The sequence below is a fragment of the Palleronia pelagia genome (assembly GCF_900110115.1).
GTDB lineage: Bacteria > Pseudomonadota > Alphaproteobacteria > Rhodobacterales > Rhodobacteraceae > Palleronia > Palleronia pelagia.
In genome coordinates, this window is sequence record NZ_FOCM01000001.1 from 449,704 (window position 1) to 469,077 (window position 19,374).

A 19,374-nucleotide genomic window follows, 5' to 3' on the forward strand; every position below is an offset into this window, starting at 1 on the left:
CATGAAAGATATATGGCGCGACGCGCCCGACGATCAGCCCTTGCTGTCGCTGCCGCCGGATCCCGAGCCGGACGCAGAGCTTGCGGGGGCCGAGGATTGCGACGACTGCGCCGGCGCCGACTGCTGCGCGGGGCGCTGGCCGCCACCGGTGGTGTTCAGCGGATCGTCGCGACGGGCCACCGAGCCTTCGAAATGCGCACCGGATTCTATCGCGATGGTCTTATGGATGATGTCGCCTTCGACCCGCGCGGTCGAGGTCAGGCGCACCTTCAGGCCGCGCACGCGACCGACCACGCGACCGTTCACCACCACGTCGTCGGCCATGACCTCGCCCTTGACGGTGGCGCCTTCGCCGACGGTCAGCAGGTGGGCGCGGATATCGCCTTCGATGGTGCCTTCGATCTGGATGTCACCGGTCGTCTTCAGGTTGCCCTTGATGGTCAGGTCGGACGACAGGATCGACGCCGGCGGCTTCGATTTCGATCCGGAGCCGGGGGCGTCGGTATTGGTCTTGGGTGCGTTCATGGGACTCTCGCTTGTGGGTCGGGTCACAGCCTCGCCGCCCTGTTTGGGGCCGGGCTCGTTGATCTTGCTCTTAGAAAACATCTTGCGCTGCCTTGATATAGGTCATCGGATTGACGGGCTTGCCGCCGACGCGCACCTCATAGTGCAAATGCGTCCCGGTCGAACGTCCGGTATTTCCCATATCACCGATACGCTCACCGCGCGATACCCTTTGGCCGACTTTCACCCGTGCGCGAGACATGTGGGCATAGCGCGTCTCGATGCCGAACTCGTGCTTGATCTTCACCAGGATGCCGTAGCTGGACAGCCGGCCGGCATGGGTGACGACGCCGTCGGCGGTGGCGTGGATGGGGGTGCCGTGGGCGCCGGCGAAATCGGTGCCGTTGTGCATCCGGCCCCAGCGCGGACCGAATCCGCTGGTGAAGCGGAACGAGCCGTGGACTGGAAGGGCGAAGGGGGCCTTCTGCGCCGCCAGCCGGTAGAGGTTCATGCGGTCGAGCTTCTCGAGGATCGAGTTGGCGCGCTGGCCGTCGGCGTCGATATCGCCGCCCTTGGTCGAGAACGAGATCGGCGTCAGCGGGCCGCCCTGGCCGGAATAGCCCCGCTTGACCTGGTTCAGCAGCGTTTCGGTGTTCAGCCCGGCCGAGCGGAACATCTTGTCCAGCGGCGCAACCGAGATCGTCAGGGCATCTTCGAGCTGGCCGAAGATCTGATCGTTGCGGTCCTCCTTGAGCTTCGCCTCGTAGATCATCTCTTCGGCGAAGGTCTCGGCCTCCTGCGCCTCGACGGCCATGGCATCGCGTTGACCGGCAGCGGCGGTCAGGGCCGACGCCAGCAGGTCGACGGTGTCTTCCATTTCGTCCAGCCGCGCGATGTCGGCGGCACCTTCGCCATCCCCCTCGAGAAGGGCGGCCAGGTCCTGTGCCTTGGCCTGCGCCGCGTCGCGGGCGAGAACGACTTCGCGCAGCTTGTCGTGGGTCACGGACATGCCACGCTGCAACTCGGTCAGGTCGGCCTCGGCGCGCAGCAGGTCGGATTGCATGCTGCTGACCTGACGTAGCGCCGCGTTGAAACGCTCCTGCGCGGCGCTGGCATCGTGCAGAGCAGCGTCGCGTTCGGCGGACAGGGCGTTCAGCCGCTGTTCGTAAAGCGCCTGCTCGCGGGCGGCCTGGTCGCGGGACTGGTCGGCGCCGATGCTGTCCATCAGCAGAACGGCCGAGGCGATGATGCTCCAACCGACGACCGCCGCGACGCCGGTGACGGCGCAAAGCTGGGTTCCGGGGCTGAGACGGACGTAGCGGGTTTCGGTGTCTGACCGCAGGAACAGCCGTTTTTCGGGGAAAGCACGAGCCAGCGCCGCACTGAATACACTCGACCGCATTGCTGTCAAAACGCTGTCCCTTCCGCTGTGTCTGCCGCCTGCGCCCGATCTGCCGTGGGCGTCATATTGTTTCCAAGGTGCCTAGCAACCCAAAAACCACACCGCAACAATTTTGCCTGGCATTTGTCGAATGGTTCCGGAAGGCGCCGAAAATCGGCGAGAATCTGCCGAGTCTCGCGGGGTTAGCGGTCGGCGCGTTCGGCCAGCGGCCAGTAGAAATCCGGCGGCAGCCCGGCATCGGCACGCTTCTCGGTGTTGAATGGCGGCTTCAGCGCGCCGTGGAAATAGCGCCGGACCAGTGTGTGGAACGTGGGCGTGGGGTCCAGGTTCTCGCGTCCGCACAGAAAGTGAAACCACTTCGATCCGTAGGCCACGTGCGTCACCTCCTCGCCGTAGATGATCTCGAGCGCGGCGACGGCATCCTTGGCGCCCGAGCGGCGGAAGATCTCGATCATGCCTGGCGTCACGTCGAGCCCCCGCGCCTCGAGGACCATGGGCACCACCGCCAGCCGGCCCATGATGTCGTCCTTGGTGTCCTCGGCGGCGCGCCACATTCCGGCATGGGCGGGCAGGGCGCCGTAATGGCTGCCCATCGCCTCCAGGCAGTCGCAGATCAGGTTGAAGTGTTTCGACTCCTCGTCCGCCGCCTGCACCCAATCGTCGTGGAAGCCGGGCGGGAAATCCAGGTGCCCGAACCGCGCGACCATGTCCCAGTGCAGATCGACGGCGTTCAACTCGATATGCGCGACGGCGTGCAGCATCGCGATGCGGCCCTCGGGCGATCCGGGCTTGCGGCGGAGCACGTCACGCGGGTCGACCAGCTCCGGCAGCGCGGGGCGGGCGGGACGGTCGGGCGGCGCGCCACGGCCGACAGCCTCGCGGCCTGCGCCCTGGGCGCGCATTTCGCGCCAGCGGGCGGCATGGGCGTGCGACAGGGCGGTCTTCTCGCGGCCATCGGCACAGGTCAGAACCTCGCAGGCCATCTGGGTCAGGGATGTCATCACTCTTGGTTGACCCGCCGCCGCCGCCCCGTCAACCGCGACTAGAGCGCGCGCGCCGCCTCCAGCACCTCGTCGACGTGGCCCGGCACCTTCACCTTGCGCCATTCGCGCTTCACCGTGCCGTCCGCGCCGATCAGGAAGGTCGCCCGCTCGATCCCCATCGACGTCTTGCCGTACATCTTCTTCTCGACCCAGACGCCGTAATCCTCGCAGACCGATCCGTCCTCGTCGGCCAGCAGGGCGATCTTCAGCCCGTGCTTGTCGCGGAACTTCTCGTGCTTGGCCACGGTGTCGCGGCTCACGCCCAGCACGGTCACGCCCGCGCCAGCGAAATTGTCCACCGCCTCGGTGAAGCCCACGGCCTCTTTCGTGCAGCCCGGCGTGTCGTCGCGCGGATAGAAGTAAAGAACCACCGGCCCATCGATGGCCGACAGCGTGACGGTCTCGCCGCCGTCGCGGGGCAGGGTGAAATCGGGGGCTTTCTGGTCCTGAAGGCTCATTCGGTCGCTCCTGTCGATGTCTCAGATCGGGACAGATAGGCCGCCGCGGCGCGATGTCAGATGTCCGATCGCCGCGTCTCCGGCGGCAGCAGCCGCGAGGTGGCGGGCACCTGTCCGAACCACGTCCCCTTGCCGGTCGTCGCCACCCGGAGCCCCGGCGTGGCCGCTTTCATCAGGTCGTAGGGCACCCGGCACATGGTCGCCGGGACCGGGCCCGCGGCGACCCTGAGCGATCGCCCGCAGCCCGTTCGGTCGTCGAAATCCGGGTCAACGCCGACGATCGTGAAGACATCGGTCCGAACGCTGCCACCGATCTGCGCGGCCACCCACGGCACAGTGTGCGACAGCGCCCCGTGCACCGCATAGATCGACAATCCGAACATGACGACAGCCGGCCCCGCCACCTTCGGCAGCAGGCGCAGCCGCGCACCGGGTTCTGCGCCCGCCATGAAGACGGCCCCCACAGCCATCGCGGTCAGCGACGAAGCGGCGAAGGCCGGCAGCGGAATGATCGCGGCCCAGTCCGGCGCGGCAAGCGCCCTTGGCCCGAAAATGACGGGAAGTCCCAGCGCGAACGGATGCAGGGTCAGAACCGCAAGAGCCGCCCGGGTCACGGGGCGCTCCCTCAGCCGTGCGCGACCGCGCTCTCGGAGCTCACTCAGGGTCGGCGTGGGGTTGGACGGAACGATCCCGGCGATGGCGCGCCCTGGCAGAACGAACAGCACCAGCAGCGGCAGGCAGACGGCGATCATCACCCAGGGCGAGACGCTCTGCGACAGGGTCCCGACCATCGCGCTCAGAAGCAGCAGCACGGCCAGTTTGACGCGCGCGGCATTCGGGCCGACCTGCGCGGCCAGCGCCCTGACCAGCCGCAGGCCCCGCGACGGGCGGATCATGATCAGCGCGAAGATTGCCACGAGCAGGATGGAAAGGATGCGCAGGACATCGGCCACAGGCTCTACCCCGAGGTAGAAGTAGGTGACGCGCACCGCCTTGGCGGCGACTTAAAGGGCGACGACGCCGAATACGGCGATGAACGGCGGGGCAAGGCGATCACTGGACATGCTCCAGCACCTGACCCCGCAATGCGGTCAGAATGGGGCGGCGCCGGCGCGCCATCGGGTCAACGCCTGGAGCCCGACCACATTATTTTCAGACGCATCTTGCGTTGGATCCGGGCGGGGCCATTTACCGCGCACGCAATCTCGCGTGGCCCTTTTTGCAAGGCACACCCCATGACCCGTATCGGTCTTCTCTCCCTCTCCGCCGCCCTGTTCGCAGCCCCCGCTTTCGCCGACACGGTGACGGGCACCGTCCTGGCCTTCGACCGGATGGCACAGGTGATCGTCCTGGACGACAAGTCCGTCTGGTCTTTGGAGGATGGCGGCGCGACCGCGCCCGAAGGGCTGGTGGCCGGCGACACCGTGACGATCGATTTCCAGACCGTCAGCGACAACGGCTTCGGCAAGATCCTGGGCATCGGCATCGCCGGGTAGCGCGCGTTCGTGATCGGCGGCGCCGGGAAACCGGCTGGCGTGACCGCGCGGGTTGGGAAATAAAGTCCACATGACCGACCCCGCGGCCGATCCGAAAGGGCCCGGCGGCCCCAAGCCGCCCAGGCCGCCCAAGCGCTGGCGGTCGCACGCCCGCCGCGCCCACGCCGTGGCCTGGGGATGGGTCGTGGCCCTGTCCACCATGGCGGTCGTCCTTGTCTTCGCCCTGGCGTTGAGCGAGGCGCGCCTCTCGCTGCCCGACAGCGTCGCCCGCGCGGTCGAAACGCGCGTGGCCCGCGCGCTGCCGCAAACCCGGCTGGAGATCGGCGGGATCGAGGTCGGGCTCGACCGGCGCGCGGTGCCGCGGGTCTGGATCACCGAGGCGCAGCTGGCCACGGATGCGGGCCAGCAGCTGGCGCAGATCGCGCGCATCGGGCTGGCCTTCGACCCGGCCGCGGCTCTGCGCGGGCGGCTTGCGCCCCGGGTGCTGCGCGTCTCGGGCGTGACGGTGACCCTGCGCCGCGACCGGCAGGGCGCGTTCCAGGTCGCCTTCGGGGGTGGCGGCGTGCAACTGGGCGGCGGATTGGCCGGCGTTCTGGCCGCGTTGGACGGCGCGCTGGACCGCGCCCCGCTGGACCGCGTGGACCGGGTCGAGCTCGAGGGCGCGACGATCAGCGTCGAGGATGCCCGCACGGCCCGCGTGTGGCAGTTGACCGACGCCGGGGCGCGGCTGGCCCGTGACGCGGACGGGCTCGGCGGCACGCTGTCGGCCGATATTTTCAACGGCACGGACAGCCTGGGCCGGGTCGAGATCAGCGCGACCGCCCTGCCGGAAGCGGGCGGGGCGACGGCCTCGCTGCGGCTGTCGAACGTCCAGGCCCGCGATATCGCGCTGCAAAGTCCGGCACTCAGTTTTCTCGGGGTGCTCGAGGCGCCTCTGTCCGGCGCGCTGCGCCTGTCGGTCAGTGGCGAGGGCGCGTTGGAGGACCTGGCCGGCACGCTGGATATCGGCGCGGGCCGGCTCGCGCCGAGGGCGGGCGCGCAGCCGCTGTCCTTCGACCGGGCGCAGGCCTATTTCACCTTCGATCCGGTGGCGGGACGTTTGCGGTTTTCGCAGGTCTCGGCAGATGGCGCACTGGGATCGGGCACGCTGACCGGCCACGCCGACCTTGCCGATATCGGGCCCGACGGCTTCCCCCGCGCGCTGGTGGCACAGATGACCGTGGACGCGTTGAACCTGGACGCGCCCGAGCTGTTCGACGCCCCCCTGTCGCTCAGCCGCGGACAGATCGATATGCGCCTGCGGCTCAACCCGTTCGTGGCTGAGTTCGGCCAGATCGCGCTGCCCGACATGGGCGGCGCGCCCGGTCGCGATCTGCTGCTGTCGGGACGCGCTGCGCCGGGTGCCGACGGTTGGCGCGTCTCCGTCGATGGACGGGCGCAGAGCCTGGGGATCGACGCGCTGCTGCGGCTGTGGCCGCGCCCGATATCCCCGAAGGCCCGGCAATGGCTGGTGGATAACATCCAGGCCGCCACCGCGCGCAATGTCGACGCGGCTCTCCGTTATGGCCCCGGGGACGAGAAGCCGCAGCTGAACCTGACCTTCGGCTTCGACGAGGCGCGGGTGCGGGTGATGCGCGACGTGCCGCCGGTGCAGGATGCCTCGGGCCTCGGGTCGATCATGGATCACCGGCTGGTCATCGACGTGGCCGCCGGAACCCTGCCGGTCGAAGGACGCGGCGCGCTGGACATCGCGGGTTCGACCTTCGTCATCCCCGACGGCCGGATCAAGCCCAGCCCGGCCGAGATCACCTTGCGGGCGGACGGCCCGCTGCCCGCGCTGCTGGCGGTGCTGGACGGCCCGCGCTTCAACCTTCTGTCCCGCAGCGGCCGCGATGCCGACCTGGCCGAGGGTCGCGTCAGTGGGACCGCGCGGATCGACCTGCTGCTGCGCAAGGGCAACCGCCCCGAGGATATAGATTTCGCGGTGGACGCGACGCTGAGCGACCTGTCCTCCGACCGGATCGTGCCGGGGCGGTCCCTTGCCGCAGACAGCCTGGCGCTGACGCTCGAGGACATGGTTCTGCGGGCCGGCGGGCAGGCGACGCTGGACGGCGTGCCCTTCGACGGAGCCTGGCAGCTGTCGCTGGCGGGCGAGGACCGGGGGCAGGGCGAAGTGGCCGGGCAGGTGACGCTGGGCCCGGACAGCCTGCGCCGCTTCGGCGTCAGCCTGCCGGACGGTTTGCTGTCGGGCCGGACCCGTGCAGACCTTACCATAGACCTTGCCCCCGGAACCCCGCCGCGCCTGCGGCTGGCGTCGGACCTGGTAGGGGCGGGTCTGAGCGTTGGCGCGGTGGGTTGGTCCAAGCCCGCCGGCACGCCCGCGGATTTCGACCTGACGATGGAGCTTGGCGACACCCCGCGGGTCGAGGAGCTTTCGCTGAGCGCACCCGGCCTGTCGGCGCAGGGCAGGGTGCGGCTGGCGCCCGGTCCGCGCTTCGAGGCGCTGGAGCTGTCGCGCGTGCGGCTGGGCGACTGGCTGGATGGTGCAGTTACGGTGAGCGCGCGGGGGCAGGGGCAGCCGCCCGCGATCCGCGTGACGGGGGGCGAGATCGACATCCGACGCGCGAACCTGGGCTCGGGCGGCAGCGGCGGTGGTGCGGCGCGCGGGCCGGTCAGCCTGCGGCTCGACCGGCTGGTGGTCACGGACACGCTGGCACTGAACGGCTTCGCCATGGATCTAGATCCTGGCCGGGCACTGGCCGGCGGGTTCCGGGGCGCGCTGAACGGTGGCGTTCCGGTGGCGGGCACCCTCGCGGGCACGGCGCGGGGCCCGGCGATCCGGGTCCAGGCCAATGACGCGGGCGCGGTCCTGCGCGATGCGGGGCTGTTTCGCGACGTGCGCGGCGGGACGATGGACCTGATCCTGCGGCCCACCGGGCAACGCGGCGAATACGACGGCACGCTGAGGGTGCTTGGCCCGCAACTGCGCAACGCCCCCGCGCTGGCCGAGCTTCTGTCGGCGGTGTCGGTCGTGGGCCTGCTGGAGCAGCTGAACGGGCAGGGCATCCCGTTCGAAGAGGTCAGCGCCGAGTTCCGTCTGTCGCCCTCGCGCATCACGCTCTACCGGTCTTCGGCCACGGGCAACGCTCTCGGCCTGTCCATGGACGGAATCTACGACCCTAGGGCGCGGGTCATGGACATGCAGGGCGTGCTGTCGCCCGTCTATCTCTTGAACCGGGTGGGCGAGGTGTTTACCCGGCGCGGCGAGGGGCTGTTCGGCGTGAACTTCACCCTGCGCGGACCCGTGCGCGACCCGTCGGTGGGGGTGAACCCGCTGTCGATCTTTACGCCGGGCATGTTCCGCGAGATCTTTCGCCGCGCGCCGCCGGAGCGTCCCGCCGCGCGCGCCAACTGAGTTCGAGGAGAATTCGATGCGCCTGTCGGAGTTCGATTTCGATCTGCCCGAGGACCGGATCGCGGTGCGTCCGGCGCGGCCCCGGTCGTCCGCGCGGATGCTGGTGGCGCGCGGCGACCGCATCGACGATGCCGTGGTGCGCGATCTGCCCGACTGGCTGTCGCCCGGCGACCTGCTGGTGCTGAACGACACCAAGGTGATCCCCGCGCGGCTGTCGGGCCATCGGACCCGGCAGGGCGCCGAGGGCGAGACCACGGCACGGATCGAGGCCACCCTGCTCGAGCCGCGCGCCGACGGCACATGGTCCGCCTTGCTGAAGCCCCTGAAGAAGGTGCGGGACGGCGAGGTCGTCGTCTTCTCGGACCAACTGTCGGCCACGGTCGAGGGACGGTCCGACGGCACCGCGCACCTGCGGTTCAACCTCGCGGGTGACGATTTCGACGCCGCGCTGGCCGACGCCGGCGCCATGCCACTGCCGCCCTATATCGCGGCCAAGAGGCCCGCCGACGCGCAGGATCACGAGGATTACCAGACCATCTGGGCGGCCCGAAGCGGCGCCGTCGCGGCGCCCACCGCCTCGCTGCATTTCGACCCGCCCCTGATGGAACGGCTGGCCGCGCGCGGGATCGAGATCGCCCATGTCACCCTGCATGTCGGAGCAGGGACGTTCCTGCCGGTCAAGGTCGATGACGTGAGCGAGCACAAGATGCACGCAGAGTGGGGTGAAGTCTCGCAAGCGGCGGCCGACGCGATGATGGCAGCGCGTGCCCGCGGCAATCGCGTCATCCCCGTGGGCACCACCGCACTGCGCCTGATCGAAACGGCGGCGACAGCCAGGGGTCAGATCGCGGCCTGGTCCGGTGACACGGACATTTTTATCACGCCCGGCTTCGCCTTCCGGATGGCCGACGCGCTGATGACGAATTTCCACCTGCCGAAATCCACGCTGATGATGCTGGTCTCGGCCTTTCTCGGGGTCGAGAGAATCCGCCGCGTCTATGATCACGCGATCGGGAACGACTACCGTTTCTTCAGCTATGGTGATGCATCTCTGCTGATCCCGGAGTGAAATTCTTCCCGCGATTCTATACACCGTTGCCCAAACGGGGTTGCTGTGGCAGGCCTTGAACAAGGATCCAAACCAACGGGACGCTCGAGGCTCATGGCAGATTACACCCAGCGCAGGCGCATGATGGTCGACACCCAAGTCCGTCCCTCGGACGTGACCGAATTTCCCATCATCGACGCCATGTTGAATGTTCCGCGCGAATTGTTCGTCCCGCAGGCGCTGCGCGAAGCCGCGTATTCGGGCGAACACCTCCCGCTGGGGCCGGGCCGGGTCATCATGGACCCGCGCATCCTGGCCAAGCTGCTGGATGCGCTCGATATCACGCCGAAGGATCTCGTGCTCGATCTGGGAACGGGCATGGGCTATTCGGCCGCGATCCTCGCACGGCTGTCCCAGGCCGTCGTCGCGGTCGAGTCCGAGCCGGCCCACGTGGCCGAGGCACAGGCCGCCCTGGTCGAGGTCGGCATCGACAATGCCACCGTGAACGAAGGTGCGCTGGCCGATGGCGCCCCGGAATACGCCCCGTTCGACGTGATCGTCATCCAAGGGGGTGTCGAAGAGGTCCCCGACGCGATCACCGATCAGCTGGCCGAAGGCGGTCGGATCGGTTGCATCTTCATGGAAGGGGCCAATGGCACCTGCCGCGTCGGTCACAAGATCGATGGACGCCTGAACTGGCGATACGCCTTCAATGGCACCGCACCCGTTTTGCCGGGCTTTGCCGCGAAACGGAGCTTTGCGCTATGATCACGACCAAGATTGTCCGCTCGGCACGGCGGCTAAGCGCCGTCGCGCTCCTGGCTCTGGGCACCGCGCTGCCCGTGCAGGCCGAAACGCTTGCCGACGCGCTGGTGTCGGCCTACCGGAATGCGGGGCTCATCGACAAGAATGCCGCCGCCCTGCGCGCCGCCGACGAGGACGTGGCCCAGGCGCTGGCCGCGCTGCGCCCGATCATCAACTACACGGCGTCGTTGACGCGGACCTGGCAATTCCCGAATGACCGCACGGTCGTCACGCCGACCGGCCCCCAGCGGATCGAGAACAGCGCGGAGACCTCGGCCACCATCGGAATAAGCGCAGATCTTCTGCTGTGGGACGGTGGAGCCACGCGCCTGCGCGGCGACGTCGCGCGCGAGCTTGTGCTCGCCACGCGTCAAGGACTGATCAACGCCGAGCAACAGGTGCTGCTGAACGGCGTGCTGGCCTATCTCGGCGTGCGCGAGGCGATCGCCTTCGTCAATCTGCGCCAGAGCAACGTTCAGCTGATCTCCGAGCAGCTGCGCGCGGCGCAGGACCGTTTCGAAGTGGGCGAAGTGACGCGCACGGACGTGGCGGTGGCCGAGGCGGCCCTGGCCTCGGCGCGGTCGAACCTCGCCTTGGCGCGGGGCGACCTGGAACAGGCGCGGGCCGATTTCGTCCGTTTCGTGGGTCGCCAGCCGGGCCAGTTGCAGGATGTCTCGGCCCCCGCGCCGGCCGCCGGATCGCTGGACGCCGCGCAGCGCGTGGCGCGGCGCTCGCATCCGCTGATCCGCCAGCAGATGCGCCTGGTCACGGTGGGCGATCTCAACGTCCTTCGGGCTGAAGCCGCCATGAAACCGTCTATCTCGGCCAATGCGCGGGTCTCGGTCGCGGACGAATTCGAAGAGCAGGCTTCCGTCGGTGTCACCATGACCGGTCCGATCTATCGGGGCGGCCAGCTGTCGTCGCTGTATCGCCAAGCGGTGGCAAACCGGGACGAAACCCGCGCCGACCTGCACATCACGACGGACGATGTTCTGCAGAGCGTGGCCCAGGCCTGGGCGCAGCTGTCCGTGTCGCGCGCCCGGATCCAGGCCAGCCAGCTTGAAGTGCGGGCCGCGACACTGGCTTTCCGGTCGGTCCAGGAAGAGGTTCGCTTCGGCACCCGCACCACGCTGGACGTGCTCGACTCCGAGCAGGATCTGCAGGACGCGCGCGCCAACCTGATCTCGAGCCGCATCGCCGAGATCCGGGCCTCCTACCAGCTTCTGTCCTCCATGGGGCTGCTGACGGTCGAGCATCTGAACCTGCCCGTCGTCACCTATGACCCGTCGGCCTATTACAACGCGGTCAAGACGGCGCCGGTTCGCAAGGTGTCGCCGCAGGGTGAGAAGCTGGACCTGCTGCTTAAGTCTCTGGGAAAAAATTAAACTCTGCGTGTCATGCTGTCTTGTGCAACGCACGCCAGCGTTGTGTGATCGATTGCAACGGGCTACCCTTGCTTAAAAAGCACGAGTGACAACGAGGCAGGCATATGTCCGATCCAGCGAAGACCCCGGAAATCGAAGATGTATTGGCCTCAATTCGCAGGCTCGTTTCGGTCGACTCGCAACCGGACGGTGACAGCGGTCGACGCAGCCAACGCGCGCCAACCTCGAAGCTTGTCCTGACCTCTGATCAGCGTGTGGGACCCGTCGCGCACAATACAGAGAAAGCAAGTGCGTCGCAGCCCAAGCCCTACGCCGAGAACGGCAAGGAGCAGCCTGGATCCGCGCATGACGCGTGGCAGGCCGGGACCGCCAGGAACCCGGGTTCGGACGGTCGGCCTTCTCCGAACGGGTCCGAAATCGTCGCCCCGGTCGTGACGTCAGAGCGCTTGGCGCGAAAGCCCGCCAATGGTGAGAGCCCGATCTTTCGGTCAGGCACGAACAAGGCCGTTCAGCGTCAGCAGGGCGCGTCGCCGTCCACCTTGGAAGAGCGCATCGCGCAGTTGGAGAGCGCCGTTTCCTCTGGCGCCGATTTCGAACCCGATGGAAGCGAGGATCAGGCGCAACATGTCCCGACCAGTGTGCCGAAGCATCGGACACGGGGCGCGCAGGACGGTCCCGATGGCCGTACCACCCTTGAACGGTTGGTTCAGGATGCAACCCGCGAAGCACTGACGGGCTCGTCCGACATCTCGCAATTCAAGTCACGTCAGCCGGCCACCGCGACGCACGCTTCTTCGGATCGCATGGAGTCCGGCCCGGATTCGGACACGCCGCCGCTCGAACTCATCCCCGACAACCGGACCGAGGGTTCGCAGGATGCCGCGCCGCGGGGCGAGGGCACGACGGGGTTCCGCCACCAGCGTATGGCGCCGCGTCTTCACTTGGGCACGCCCGATACCGGGCGCTTCTCGGTTCCGGTGGACGAATTTCACTTCGGCCCCCCGGAGAAGGAGGATCTGCCAGAAGCGGACGATGCGGAGACTGCCGACACAGACGCCGAGGAAGAGGCCCAAGCCTCGACGAGGGAAACCGATGCGCCCGGGATCCGGGAGGATGCAGGGCACGAGCCCGAAGAACCGCAGCCCAACGCCTTCAACACCGACGAGCTGTCAGAAGACGGCGTCCTGGATGAAGCTGCGCTGCGTGACCTCGTGGCCGAAATCGTGCGCGAGGAATTGCAGGGCGCATTGGGCGAGCGGATCACCCGCAACGTGCGCAAGCTGGTCCGGCGCGAGATCATGCGCGCCATCACGGTCCGTAATTTCGAGTAATCCCGCCTAGCCGACAGGGTCCGCCAGCGACAGCAGGCGGTTGAGATCCATGTGCCGTTCCAGGTGATCCGCCAACGCGTCGAGCGTGGCGTCGACTCCGTCGTCGAAGCCCACCTCTGACGGCGCAGCACCGAGCCGCTGCAGATACCAGCGCCGGAAGTCGTCCCCGTTGAACAGCCCGTGCAGGTAGCATCCCATGACGCGCCCGTCGGGCGAGGCCGCGCCCTCGGGCCGGCCGTCCAGCCGCAGCCAGGCCCGCGCGCCGTCCGGCCCTTCGGTATGGCCCAGGTGGATCTCGTAGCCGCTGACCGGAAGGCCGGTATCGGCGTGGGTGGCGTGCGAGACTGACAGGCGCTTCTCGGGGCGCATCCGCGTGACTACGTCCAGATGACCCAGTCCGTCGACGCCACCGGGCGGGCCCTCGATGCCGTCGGGATCCTCGATCCGGCGGCCCAGCATCTGGTAACCGCCGCAGATCCCCATCACGTGGCCGCCGCGCCGCAGATGCGCGGCCAGGTCGATGTCCCAGCCCGCCGCGCGGAAGGCGGCCAGGTCCGCGATGGTCGACTTGGACCCCGGCAACAGCACGAGGTCCGCGTCGCCGGGCAGGGGCTGGCCCGGCGCGATCATCCTTAAGGAGACGCCCGGTTCGGCCGCCAGCGGGTCCAGGTCGTCGAAATTCGCGATCCGGCCCAGCCGCGGCACGGCGATAACCAGCGCGCCCGCGTTGCGGGCCGGACGGTCGAGGTCCAGCACATCCTCGGCCGGTAGGCGCCAGGCGTCGTCGAACCAGGGGATGACACCAAGGCCGGCCCAGCCGGTGCGCGCGGCGATCATCTCGTACCCGTCGTCGAACAGCCGCTTGTCGCCCCGGAACTTGTTGATGGCGAAGCCGCGGATGCGGTCGCGGTCGGCGGGCGGCAGCACCGCGTGGGTGCCCACGCATTGCGCGATGACGCCGCCCCGGTCGATATCGCCCACTAGAACCACGGGCACGTTCGCGGCCTCGGCGAAACCCATGTTGGCGATGTCGCCCGCGCGCAGGTTCACCTCGGCCGGGCTGCCCGCGCCCTCGATCAGAACCAGGTCGGACGTGGCGGCCAGGCGGTGGAAACTCTCCAGCACGCGCGGCATAAGCTCGGCCTTGCGGCTGCCGTATTCGCGCGCGCGCATGGTCCCCACGCGGTGGCCCTGCACGATGACCTGTGCGCCTTGATCGGACTCGGGCTTCAGCAGGACGGGGTTCATGTCCACGCGCGGTGCAAGGCCCGCCGCGCGGGCCTGGAGCGCTTGCGCGCGCCCGATCTCGCCGCCATCCTCGGTCACGGCGGCATTGTTCGACATGTTCTGCGGCTTGAAGGGCGCCACGCTCAGGCCCCGAAGCATCATGGCCCGGGCGATGCCCGCGACGAGCATCGACTTGCCCACGTTCGACCCCGCGCCTTGGATCATGATGGCCTTGGTCATGTCCGCCCCTTCAATACTGCCAACGCCCTAACGGGCGGGCCACGAAAGGAAAAGAGCAGTGAACACCCCGACCCACCTGATCATGGGCGCCGCGCTGTTCAGCCGGGCGGGCGACCGGGGCCGGACCTGGGGCGCCATCGCGGGGTCCTTCGCACCGGATCTGTCGCTTTACCTGATGGCGAGCGTGGCGCTGGCCCTGGGCATCTCGGCGGGCCGCGTGTTCGGCGAGCTCTATTACTCGGCCGCGTGGCAGCAGGTCTTCGCCGTCGACAATTCCTTCGTTCTATGGGCGTTGGCCTTCGCCATGGCGTGGTGGTCGGGGCGCGGTTGGGCCATCGCCTTCACCGGGGCGGCGCTGGTGCACCTGGCCTTCGACTTCCCGCTGCACAGCCACGACGCGCGCGCCCATTTCTGGCCGCTCACCGATTGGAAGTTCATCTCGCCCGTCTCCTATTGGGAGGGTGAAGGAGGCCGCCTTGTCGGGATGCTGGAGCTTGCCCTCGTCATCGTGCTTGGGGCGATCCTGCTGATCCGCCATTCCGATTGGCGCGCGCGGGCCGGGTTCGCCGCAATTGGCGCGGCGCAACTGGCGCCCGCGATTCTCTGGCCGCTCTTGCTCTGATCCGCCTCGACCGCCGGGTGCCGCACGAAAAAACGCCGCGGGGTTGAGCCGCGGCGTTGAAAAGGGGTCGTGCAAGTGTCGTCGGATCAGGCGGCTTCGGCCTGGGCGGCGTTGCGACGCTCGCTTTCCTCGCGGCTCAGCGCGACCGAGGTGCGCACGCCCTTCGACACGAATTCCATCAGCCCCGACACGACACGTTCGTTCGGGTCGATACCGGCGCAGCTCAGCACTTCGCGACCGTCGCGCGACCGCGCCCAGCGGGCAATCTGCTCGGGGCCGTTGCCATATTTCTTGTCATCGGCAATCGCATCGTCCAGCGCAGCCAAGACCACGGCGGCAAACAGCTTGCGCGCGCGATTGCCCTGCTCGTGGTTAAATGCGGTTCCGTCAACGAAGTCGGTCATACGACGATCCTTATTGCTCTTTCCGTTTGCACTTGCGGCGTGACGGCCCTTATGGACCATTTGGACCGCTTTTGTCACCTTGTTTCGGAATACCAGCCATGCGCTGCGAGCATAGCCGCAGCATCAAGCACCCCAGATCGGCCATGTTGCAGCCGTTCCGAACCACAGATATAGGTGCCCCGAATAGTCGATCAACCTTTTGCCACGGTTTTGCCCAATGCCTAAAATCAACGGAAACGAGATCCGCCCCGGGAACGTCCTGGAGCACAATGGCGGCCTCTGGGCCGCCGTGAAGGTGGATCACGTAAAGCCCGGAAAGGGCGGCGCTTTTGCCCAGGTCGAGATGCGCAACCTGCGCAACGGCTCGAAGCTGAACGAGCGCTTCCGCAGTGCCGACAAGGTCGACCGCGTGCGGCTCGAGCAGAAGGACCAGCAGTTCCTTTACGAGACCGACGGCATGCTGGTCTTCATGGACAACGAGACCTTCGAGCAGATCGAGCTGCCGGCCGACATTCTAGGCGAGCGGCGGCCGTTCCTTCAGGACGGCATGACCATCCAGATCGAGTACTACGAGTCCGAGGCGCTGAACGCGACCCTGCCGCAGAAGGTCACCTGCAAGGTGGTCGAGACCGAGCCGGTGGTGAAGGGCCAGACCGCGGCCAACAGCTTCAAGCCCGCGATCCTCGACAACGGCGTGAAGGTCATGGTGCCGCCCTTCGTCGGCCAGGACGAGGATATCGTCATCAACACCGAGACGATGGAATACGCCGAGCGCGCCTAGACGCCCACGCGGTCCAGCAACCCGTCCACCATCCCGCGATAGCCCGCGCCGAACAGGCGCAGATGCACCAGTGCGGGCCAAAGCTGGTAGATCGGCCGCCGGTCGTCCCAGCCCGGCTCCATCGGGCCGTAGGTGTCCCGGAATCTGGCGGGCGGGGTGCCGAAGACCGTCAGCATGGCAAGGTCCACTTCGGCATGTCCGCGGTAGCAGGCCGGATCGATCAGGCCGGAAAAGCTGTCACCCGACAAAAGCACGTTGCCCTGCCACAGATCCCCGTGCAGGAGGCTGGGCGCGGGGTCTTTCGGCAGAAGGTCGGGCAGCCGCGCGGCCAGCCGCTCGACCCGGCGGGCCGTGTCGCGCGGAAGATGCTCGGGCCAGGCCAGCAGGCGTCTCTCGGCCCAGAAAACGGTCCAGTCATCGGTGGGCGACGCAGGGCAGGGGACATGGCCAAAGGCGGTGTCCGTGTGCCAGCCATACCCGTCACCGTGCGCCGCGTGCAGCGCGGCGATCGCACGGCCCGCCTCGGCCCAACCCGCCTCGCTGCCGCGGCCTTCCGCCAGTTCGGAGAGGATCAGCAGGTCATCTCCGTGCCAGAGCACCTTCGGGGCCGGGCACCCCGTCGCGGCGATGGCGTGCAGCATCCCGGCCTCGACGCGGGCGTCCCCGCCGCTTTTCGCGATGACACGGCGTCCGTCTTCCAGGGTCATGCGGGCGACGCTGGACAGATCACCCCCCTGGAGCCGCACGCTGTCGCTGACCCCAGCCCCGAGGGCCGTCGCCACGGATGTGGCCAGGTCAGCCATCGTAGGCGACGACCGCGTCCCCCGCCTGCATGCCCGCGCCCGCCCGGTCGAACCGCAGCCAGGCCAGCGCCCGCTCACCCGACTGGGTGAACAATGTGCCCGCGGGCTTGCCCGCCGCGGTGATCTCGGTTCCGGGCTTTGCCGCACCGGTCACGGACACCTGCACCAGGCCCTTCTTCAGCTGGGTCTTGTGCTTCATCCGCGCCGTAACCTCCTGGCCCACGTAGCAGCCCTTGCGGAAGTCGATGCCGTTCAGCCGGTCCAGCCCGAATTCCAGCGGGTAGCTGTCGTTCGGCCGCAGCTCGATCCCCGACTGCGGCACGATCAGTGCGACGCGCCGCGCGTCCCAGTCCGTCGCGTCGCTCGCGTCCGTTTCGCCGATCATGCGCCAACCCAGGTCCGGATGCCGCGGGTCCGCCAGGGCGCCCTCCGGGGCCGCGCCGGTCCCGCGCGACACCACCAGGTCGGTCATCTCCAGGCCCACGTCGCGGCGGAGGCGATACATGGACAACCTCTGCATCAGCCCCTCGGCCAGATCATCGGCCACGTCGATCAGCATCGCGTCGGCCCGGTGCGAGACGAAGAAATCCGCCAGGTATTTTCCTTGCGGTGTCAGCAGCGCGGCGTAGACCAGCGCGCCCGGTTGGGTGACGTCGTTCGTCACCATGTCCTGCAGGAAGTCGACGCGGTCCTTCCCCGTCAGCGCGATCACCTTGCGGCCCATGGTCAGTCTGCCCCCTTTGGTTTGCCTCTGCGGCATTAGCTGGGATGCCGGGCGTCCGCGGTCAATGCGCAATTGACGCCGCCGCGCCCCGCGCCTACGCGAAGATCAAGTCATCGTTGAAGGATTCCGATCCATGTCGCTTGCCAATGGCCGCTCCTACCTTGCCATTCCCGGCCCCTCGGTGGTGCCCGAGGCCGTCCTGCGGGCCATGCACCGCGCCGCGCCCAACATCTATACCGGCGAGCTGCGCGAGATGATGCCGGGGATCATCGCGGACCTGAAACGCGTTGCGAGGACCGAAGCGCACTGCGCCATCTACATCGCCAACGGCCACGGGATCTGGGAGGCGGCGCTGGCCAATATCCTGTCACCCGGCGACCGGCTGCTGGTGCCCGCCACGGGGCGCTTCGCCCATGGCTGGTCCGACATCGCGCGGCGGCTGGGCGCCGAGGTCGAGATCCTGGATTTCGGCAAGCGCGACCCCATCGACGCGGCCCGCGTGGCCGAGGTGCTGCGCGCCGATACCGAGCATCGCATCAAGGCGCTGCCGGTGGTCTATGTCGACACCTCCACCGGCATCCGTAACGACATCGCCGCCATCCGCGCGGCGCTGGACGAAACCGGGCATCCCGCGCTGCTGCTGGCCGATTGCATCGCGTCGCTGGCCTGCGACCCGTTCGAGATGGACGCCTGGGGCGTCGACGTGACCATCGCGGCCAGCCAGAAGGGGCTGATGACCCCGCCGGGCATCGGGTTCGTGTGGTACAACGACCGCGCCGATGCCGCGCGCGAGACGGCCGGCTGCGTCACCCATTACTGGGACTGGCGGCCGCGCACCGATCCGGATCAGCTCTATCTCTATTTCGACGGCACCGCGCCGACCCATCACCTCTACGGTCTTCGCACGGCGCTCGACATGATCCACGACGAAGGGCTCGACCGCGTGCTCGCGCGGCACGCGACGCTGGCCCGCGCCATCTGGGCGGCGCTCGATGCCTGGGGGCAGGGCGGCCCGCTCGAGGTCAACATGGCCGACCACGCGCATCGCAGCCACGCGGTCACCGCGATCCGGCTGGGGGGCGACCGGGCCGACCGCCTGCGCCACTGGTGCGAGTTCACGGGCGGCGTGACGCTGGGCATCGGGCTGGGCATGGCCGAGCCGGGCAGCCCCGAGGCGGGCGGATTCTTCCGCATCGGCCACATGGGCCACGTGAACGCGCACATGGTGCTGGGCACGCTGGGCGTGATGCAGGCGGGGCTTCTGGCGTGCGACATTCCCCACGGCCCCGGTGCGCTGGACGCCGCCGCCGCCGTCTGCGCGGCGGCCGACCCCGGCTAGGGGCGCCGCATCCCATCACTGGTCCTCAAATACTCATGGCCGGCGACACGCCATACCGGAACGCGGCTCGGGCCGCTGGTACGGCCGGTCCCATCACTGGTCCGAAAACACCCGTGGCGCCCCACGCGCTGCGTGCGCGACTTCAGGACCGGCGCGCCAGCCGCGTGATCGCCTTGTCGGACGCATAGGTCACGCCCAGGGCAGCCAGCAGCCCCCAGATCACCCAGATCGCCATCAGCGCGATGAACACCAGGGGCGCGAGCGACACGAGGAAGGCGCGGGTATAGTCGGGGGCGGGCTGACGCGGATAATCCATGTCGCGTAGGTTAGCGCGCCGCGGATTTCTGT

General features: G+C 68.4%; 19 protein-coding genes. 9 read left to right on the top strand and 10 right to left on the bottom strand.

Features of this window, described 5'->3' with window-relative positions; translation table 11 throughout:
• Window positions 1-33: 33 nt before the first annotated feature.
• The 5 genes from BMX96_RS02245 to BMX96_RS02265 form a co-directional block, all read right to left on the bottom strand.
• Window positions 34-606, bottom strand: a complete 573-nt coding sequence (locus BMX96_RS02245; RefSeq protein ID WP_091843829.1) for a bactofilin family protein — start codon at window positions 604-606, stop codon at window positions 34-36.
• On the bottom strand, window positions 596-1,906 hold the full coding sequence (locus BMX96_RS02250) for a M23 family metallopeptidase (RefSeq protein ID WP_091843832.1): 1,311 nt from the start codon (window positions 1,904-1,906) through the stop codon (window positions 596-598). The genes BMX96_RS02245 and BMX96_RS02250 overlap by 11 nt, the downstream gene beginning before the upstream one ends.
• Before the next feature lie 182 nt (window positions 1,907-2,088).
• Window positions 2,089-2,907: a ferritin-like domain-containing protein gene (locus BMX96_RS02255; RefSeq protein ID WP_091843835.1), complete on the bottom strand. Its 819-nt coding sequence runs from the start codon at window positions 2,905-2,907 to the stop codon at window positions 2,089-2,091.
• A gap of 41 nt (window positions 2,908-2,948) precedes the next feature.
• Window positions 2,949-3,407 (bottom strand): peroxiredoxin, encoded by a 459-nt coding sequence (locus tag BMX96_RS02260; RefSeq protein WP_091843838.1) that lies wholly within the window; start codon window positions 3,405-3,407, stop codon window positions 2,949-2,951.
• Between the two features lie 56 nt (window positions 3,408-3,463).
• On the bottom strand, window positions 3,464-4,396 hold the full coding sequence (locus BMX96_RS02265; protein WP_139209922.1) for a hypothetical protein: 933 nt from the start codon (window positions 4,394-4,396) through the stop codon (window positions 3,464-3,466).
• A gap of 246 nt (window positions 4,397-4,642) precedes the next feature.
• Here BMX96_RS02265 and BMX96_RS02270 point away from each other — a divergent pair, with 246 nt between their 5' ends.
• The 6 genes from BMX96_RS02270 (at window position 4,643) to BMX96_RS19110 (ending at window position 12,886) form a co-directional block, all read left to right on the top strand.
• On the top strand, window positions 4,643-4,903 hold the full coding sequence (locus BMX96_RS02270; RefSeq protein WP_091843843.1) for a hypothetical protein: 261 nt from the start codon (window positions 4,643-4,645) through the stop codon (window positions 4,901-4,903).
• Between the two features lie 70 nt (window positions 4,904-4,973).
• Window positions 4,974-8,318 carry a YhdP family protein gene (locus BMX96_RS02275; RefSeq protein WP_091843845.1) on the top strand — a complete coding sequence of 1,115 codons (3,345 nt, stop codon included), beginning with the start codon at window positions 4,974-4,976 and terminating at the stop codon, window positions 8,316-8,318.
• 16 nt (window positions 8,319-8,334) lie between these two features.
• Window positions 8,335-9,387: a tRNA preQ1(34) S-adenosylmethionine ribosyltransferase-isomerase QueA gene (gene queA / locus BMX96_RS02280; protein WP_091843848.1), complete on the top strand. Its 1,053-nt coding sequence runs from the start codon at window positions 8,335-8,337 to the stop codon at window positions 9,385-9,387.
• Between the two features lie 93 nt (window positions 9,388-9,480).
• On the top strand, window positions 9,481-10,134 hold the full coding sequence (locus tag BMX96_RS02285; protein WP_091843850.1) for a protein-L-isoaspartate O-methyltransferase family protein: 654 nt from the start codon (window positions 9,481-9,483) through the stop codon (window positions 10,132-10,134).
• Window positions 10,131-11,555, top strand: a complete 1,425-nt coding sequence (locus BMX96_RS02290) for a TolC family outer membrane protein (protein WP_091843853.1) — start codon at window positions 10,131-10,133, stop codon at window positions 11,553-11,555. Before BMX96_RS02285 ends, BMX96_RS02290 begins: the two co-directional genes overlap by 4 nt.
• A gap of 104 nt (window positions 11,556-11,659) precedes the next feature.
• Complete coding sequence (locus tag BMX96_RS19110; protein ID WP_139209924.1) at window positions 11,660-12,886, top strand: hypothetical protein; 1,227 nt, start codon at window positions 11,660-11,662, stop codon at window positions 12,884-12,886.
• A gap of 6 nt (window positions 12,887-12,892) precedes the next feature.
• Here BMX96_RS19110 and BMX96_RS02300 read toward each other — a convergent pair whose 3' ends face one another.
• The gene (locus tag BMX96_RS02300) at window positions 12,893-14,353 is read right to left on the bottom strand and encodes a cobyric acid synthase (protein WP_091843858.1); all 1,461 of its coding nucleotides are present in this window, start codon (window positions 14,351-14,353) and stop codon (window positions 12,893-12,895) included.
• A gap of 58 nt (window positions 14,354-14,411) precedes the next feature.
• Between BMX96_RS02300 and BMX96_RS02305 the strand changes: the two genes are divergently transcribed.
• Window positions 14,412-14,975: a hypothetical protein gene (locus tag BMX96_RS02305; RefSeq protein WP_091843861.1), complete on the top strand. Its 564-nt coding sequence runs from the start codon at window positions 14,412-14,414 to the stop codon at window positions 14,973-14,975.
• 86 nt (window positions 14,976-15,061) lie between these two features.
• On the opposite strand, the gene BMX96_RS02310 is transcribed toward BMX96_RS02305, so the two are convergent.
• Complete coding sequence (locus BMX96_RS02310; RefSeq protein WP_073126289.1) at window positions 15,062-15,379, bottom strand: DUF6280 family protein; 318 nt, start codon at window positions 15,377-15,379, stop codon at window positions 15,062-15,064.
• A 217-nt stretch (window positions 15,380-15,596) separates the two neighbouring features.
• Between BMX96_RS02310 and efp the strand changes: the two genes are divergently transcribed.
• Complete coding sequence (efp, locus tag BMX96_RS02315) at window positions 15,597-16,160, top strand: elongation factor P (RefSeq protein WP_091843864.1); 564 nt, start codon at window positions 15,597-15,599, stop codon at window positions 16,158-16,160.
• On the opposite strand, the gene BMX96_RS02320 is transcribed toward efp, so the two are convergent.
• On the bottom strand, window positions 16,157-16,963 hold the full coding sequence (locus BMX96_RS02320) for a fructosamine kinase family protein (protein ID WP_091843867.1): 807 nt from the start codon (window positions 16,961-16,963) through the stop codon (window positions 16,157-16,159). The genes efp and BMX96_RS02320 overlap by 4 nt on opposite strands.
• Window positions 16,956-17,687: a CAF17-like 4Fe-4S cluster assembly/insertion protein YgfZ gene (gene ygfZ / locus BMX96_RS02325; RefSeq protein ID WP_091843869.1), complete on the bottom strand. Its 732-nt coding sequence runs from the start codon at window positions 17,685-17,687 to the stop codon at window positions 16,956-16,958. The genes BMX96_RS02320 and ygfZ overlap by 8 nt, the downstream gene beginning before the upstream one ends.
• A gap of 133 nt (window positions 17,688-17,820) precedes the next feature.
• Here ygfZ and BMX96_RS02330 point away from each other — a divergent pair, with 133 nt between their 5' ends.
• A complete protein-coding gene (locus BMX96_RS02330; RefSeq protein ID WP_091843872.1) occupies window positions 17,821-19,026 on the top strand; it encodes a pyridoxal-phosphate-dependent aminotransferase family protein in 1,206 nt (401 codons plus the stop codon).
• A gap of 142 nt (window positions 19,027-19,168) precedes the next feature.
• Here the strand turns inward: BMX96_RS02330 and BMX96_RS19115 are convergent, their stop codons facing one another.
• Window positions 19,169-19,342: a histidinol phosphate aminotransferase gene (locus BMX96_RS19115; RefSeq protein WP_139209926.1), complete on the bottom strand. Its 174-nt coding sequence runs from the start codon at window positions 19,340-19,342 to the stop codon at window positions 19,169-19,171.
• Window positions 19,343-19,374 lie beyond the last annotated feature (32 nt).

Bases quoted from the DNA above. Each gene is read 5' to 3' on its own strand.
- BMX96_RS02245 (WP_091843829.1), bottom strand. From the start codon at position 606: ATGTTTTCTAAGAGCAAGATCAACGAGCCCGGCCCCAAACAGGGCGGC.
- BMX96_RS02250 (WP_091843832.1), bottom strand. From the start codon at position 1,906: ATGCGGTCGAGTGTATTCAGTGCGGCGCTGGCTCGTGCTTTCCCCGAA.
- BMX96_RS02255 (WP_091843835.1), bottom strand. From the start codon at position 2,907: ATGACATCCCTGACCCAGATGGCCTGCGAGGTTCTGACCTGTGCCGAT.
- BMX96_RS02260 (WP_091843838.1), bottom strand. From the start codon at position 3,407: ATGAGCCTTCAGGACCAGAAAGCCCCCGATTTCACCCTGCCCCGCGAC.
- BMX96_RS02270 (WP_091843843.1), top strand. From the start codon at position 4,643: ATGACCCGTATCGGTCTTCTCTCCCTCTCCGCCGCCCTGTTCGCAGCC.
- BMX96_RS02275 (WP_091843845.1), top strand. From the start codon at position 4,974: ATGACCGACCCCGCGGCCGATCCGAAAGGGCCCGGCGGCCCCAAGCCG.
- queA (WP_091843848.1), top strand. From the start codon at position 8,335: ATGCGCCTGTCGGAGTTCGATTTCGATCTGCCCGAGGACCGGATCGCG.
- BMX96_RS02285 (WP_091843850.1), top strand. From the start codon at position 9,481: ATGGCAGATTACACCCAGCGCAGGCGCATGATGGTCGACACCCAAGTC.
- BMX96_RS02290 (WP_091843853.1), top strand. From the start codon at position 10,131: ATGATCACGACCAAGATTGTCCGCTCGGCACGGCGGCTAAGCGCCGTC.
- BMX96_RS19110 (WP_139209924.1), top strand. From the start codon at position 11,660: ATGTCCGATCCAGCGAAGACCCCGGAAATCGAAGATGTATTGGCCTCA.
- BMX96_RS02300 (WP_091843858.1), bottom strand. From the start codon at position 14,353: ATGACCAAGGCCATCATGATCCAAGGCGCGGGGTCGAACGTGGGCAAG.
- BMX96_RS02310 (WP_073126289.1), bottom strand. From the start codon at position 15,379: ATGACCGACTTCGTTGACGGAACCGCATTTAACCACGAGCAGGGCAAT.
- efp (WP_091843864.1), top strand. From the start codon at position 15,597: ATGCCTAAAATCAACGGAAACGAGATCCGCCCCGGGAACGTCCTGGAG.
- BMX96_RS02320 (WP_091843867.1), bottom strand. From the start codon at position 16,963: ATGGCTGACCTGGCCACATCCGTGGCGACGGCCCTCGGGGCTGGGGTC.
- ygfZ (WP_091843869.1), bottom strand. From the start codon at position 17,687: ATGGGCCGCAAGGTGATCGCGCTGACGGGGAAGGACCGCGTCGACTTC.
- BMX96_RS02330 (WP_091843872.1), top strand. From the start codon at position 17,821: ATGTCGCTTGCCAATGGCCGCTCCTACCTTGCCATTCCCGGCCCCTCG.
- BMX96_RS19115 (WP_139209926.1), bottom strand. From the start codon at position 19,342: ATGGATTATCCGCGTCAGCCCGCCCCCGACTATACCCGCGCCTTCCTC.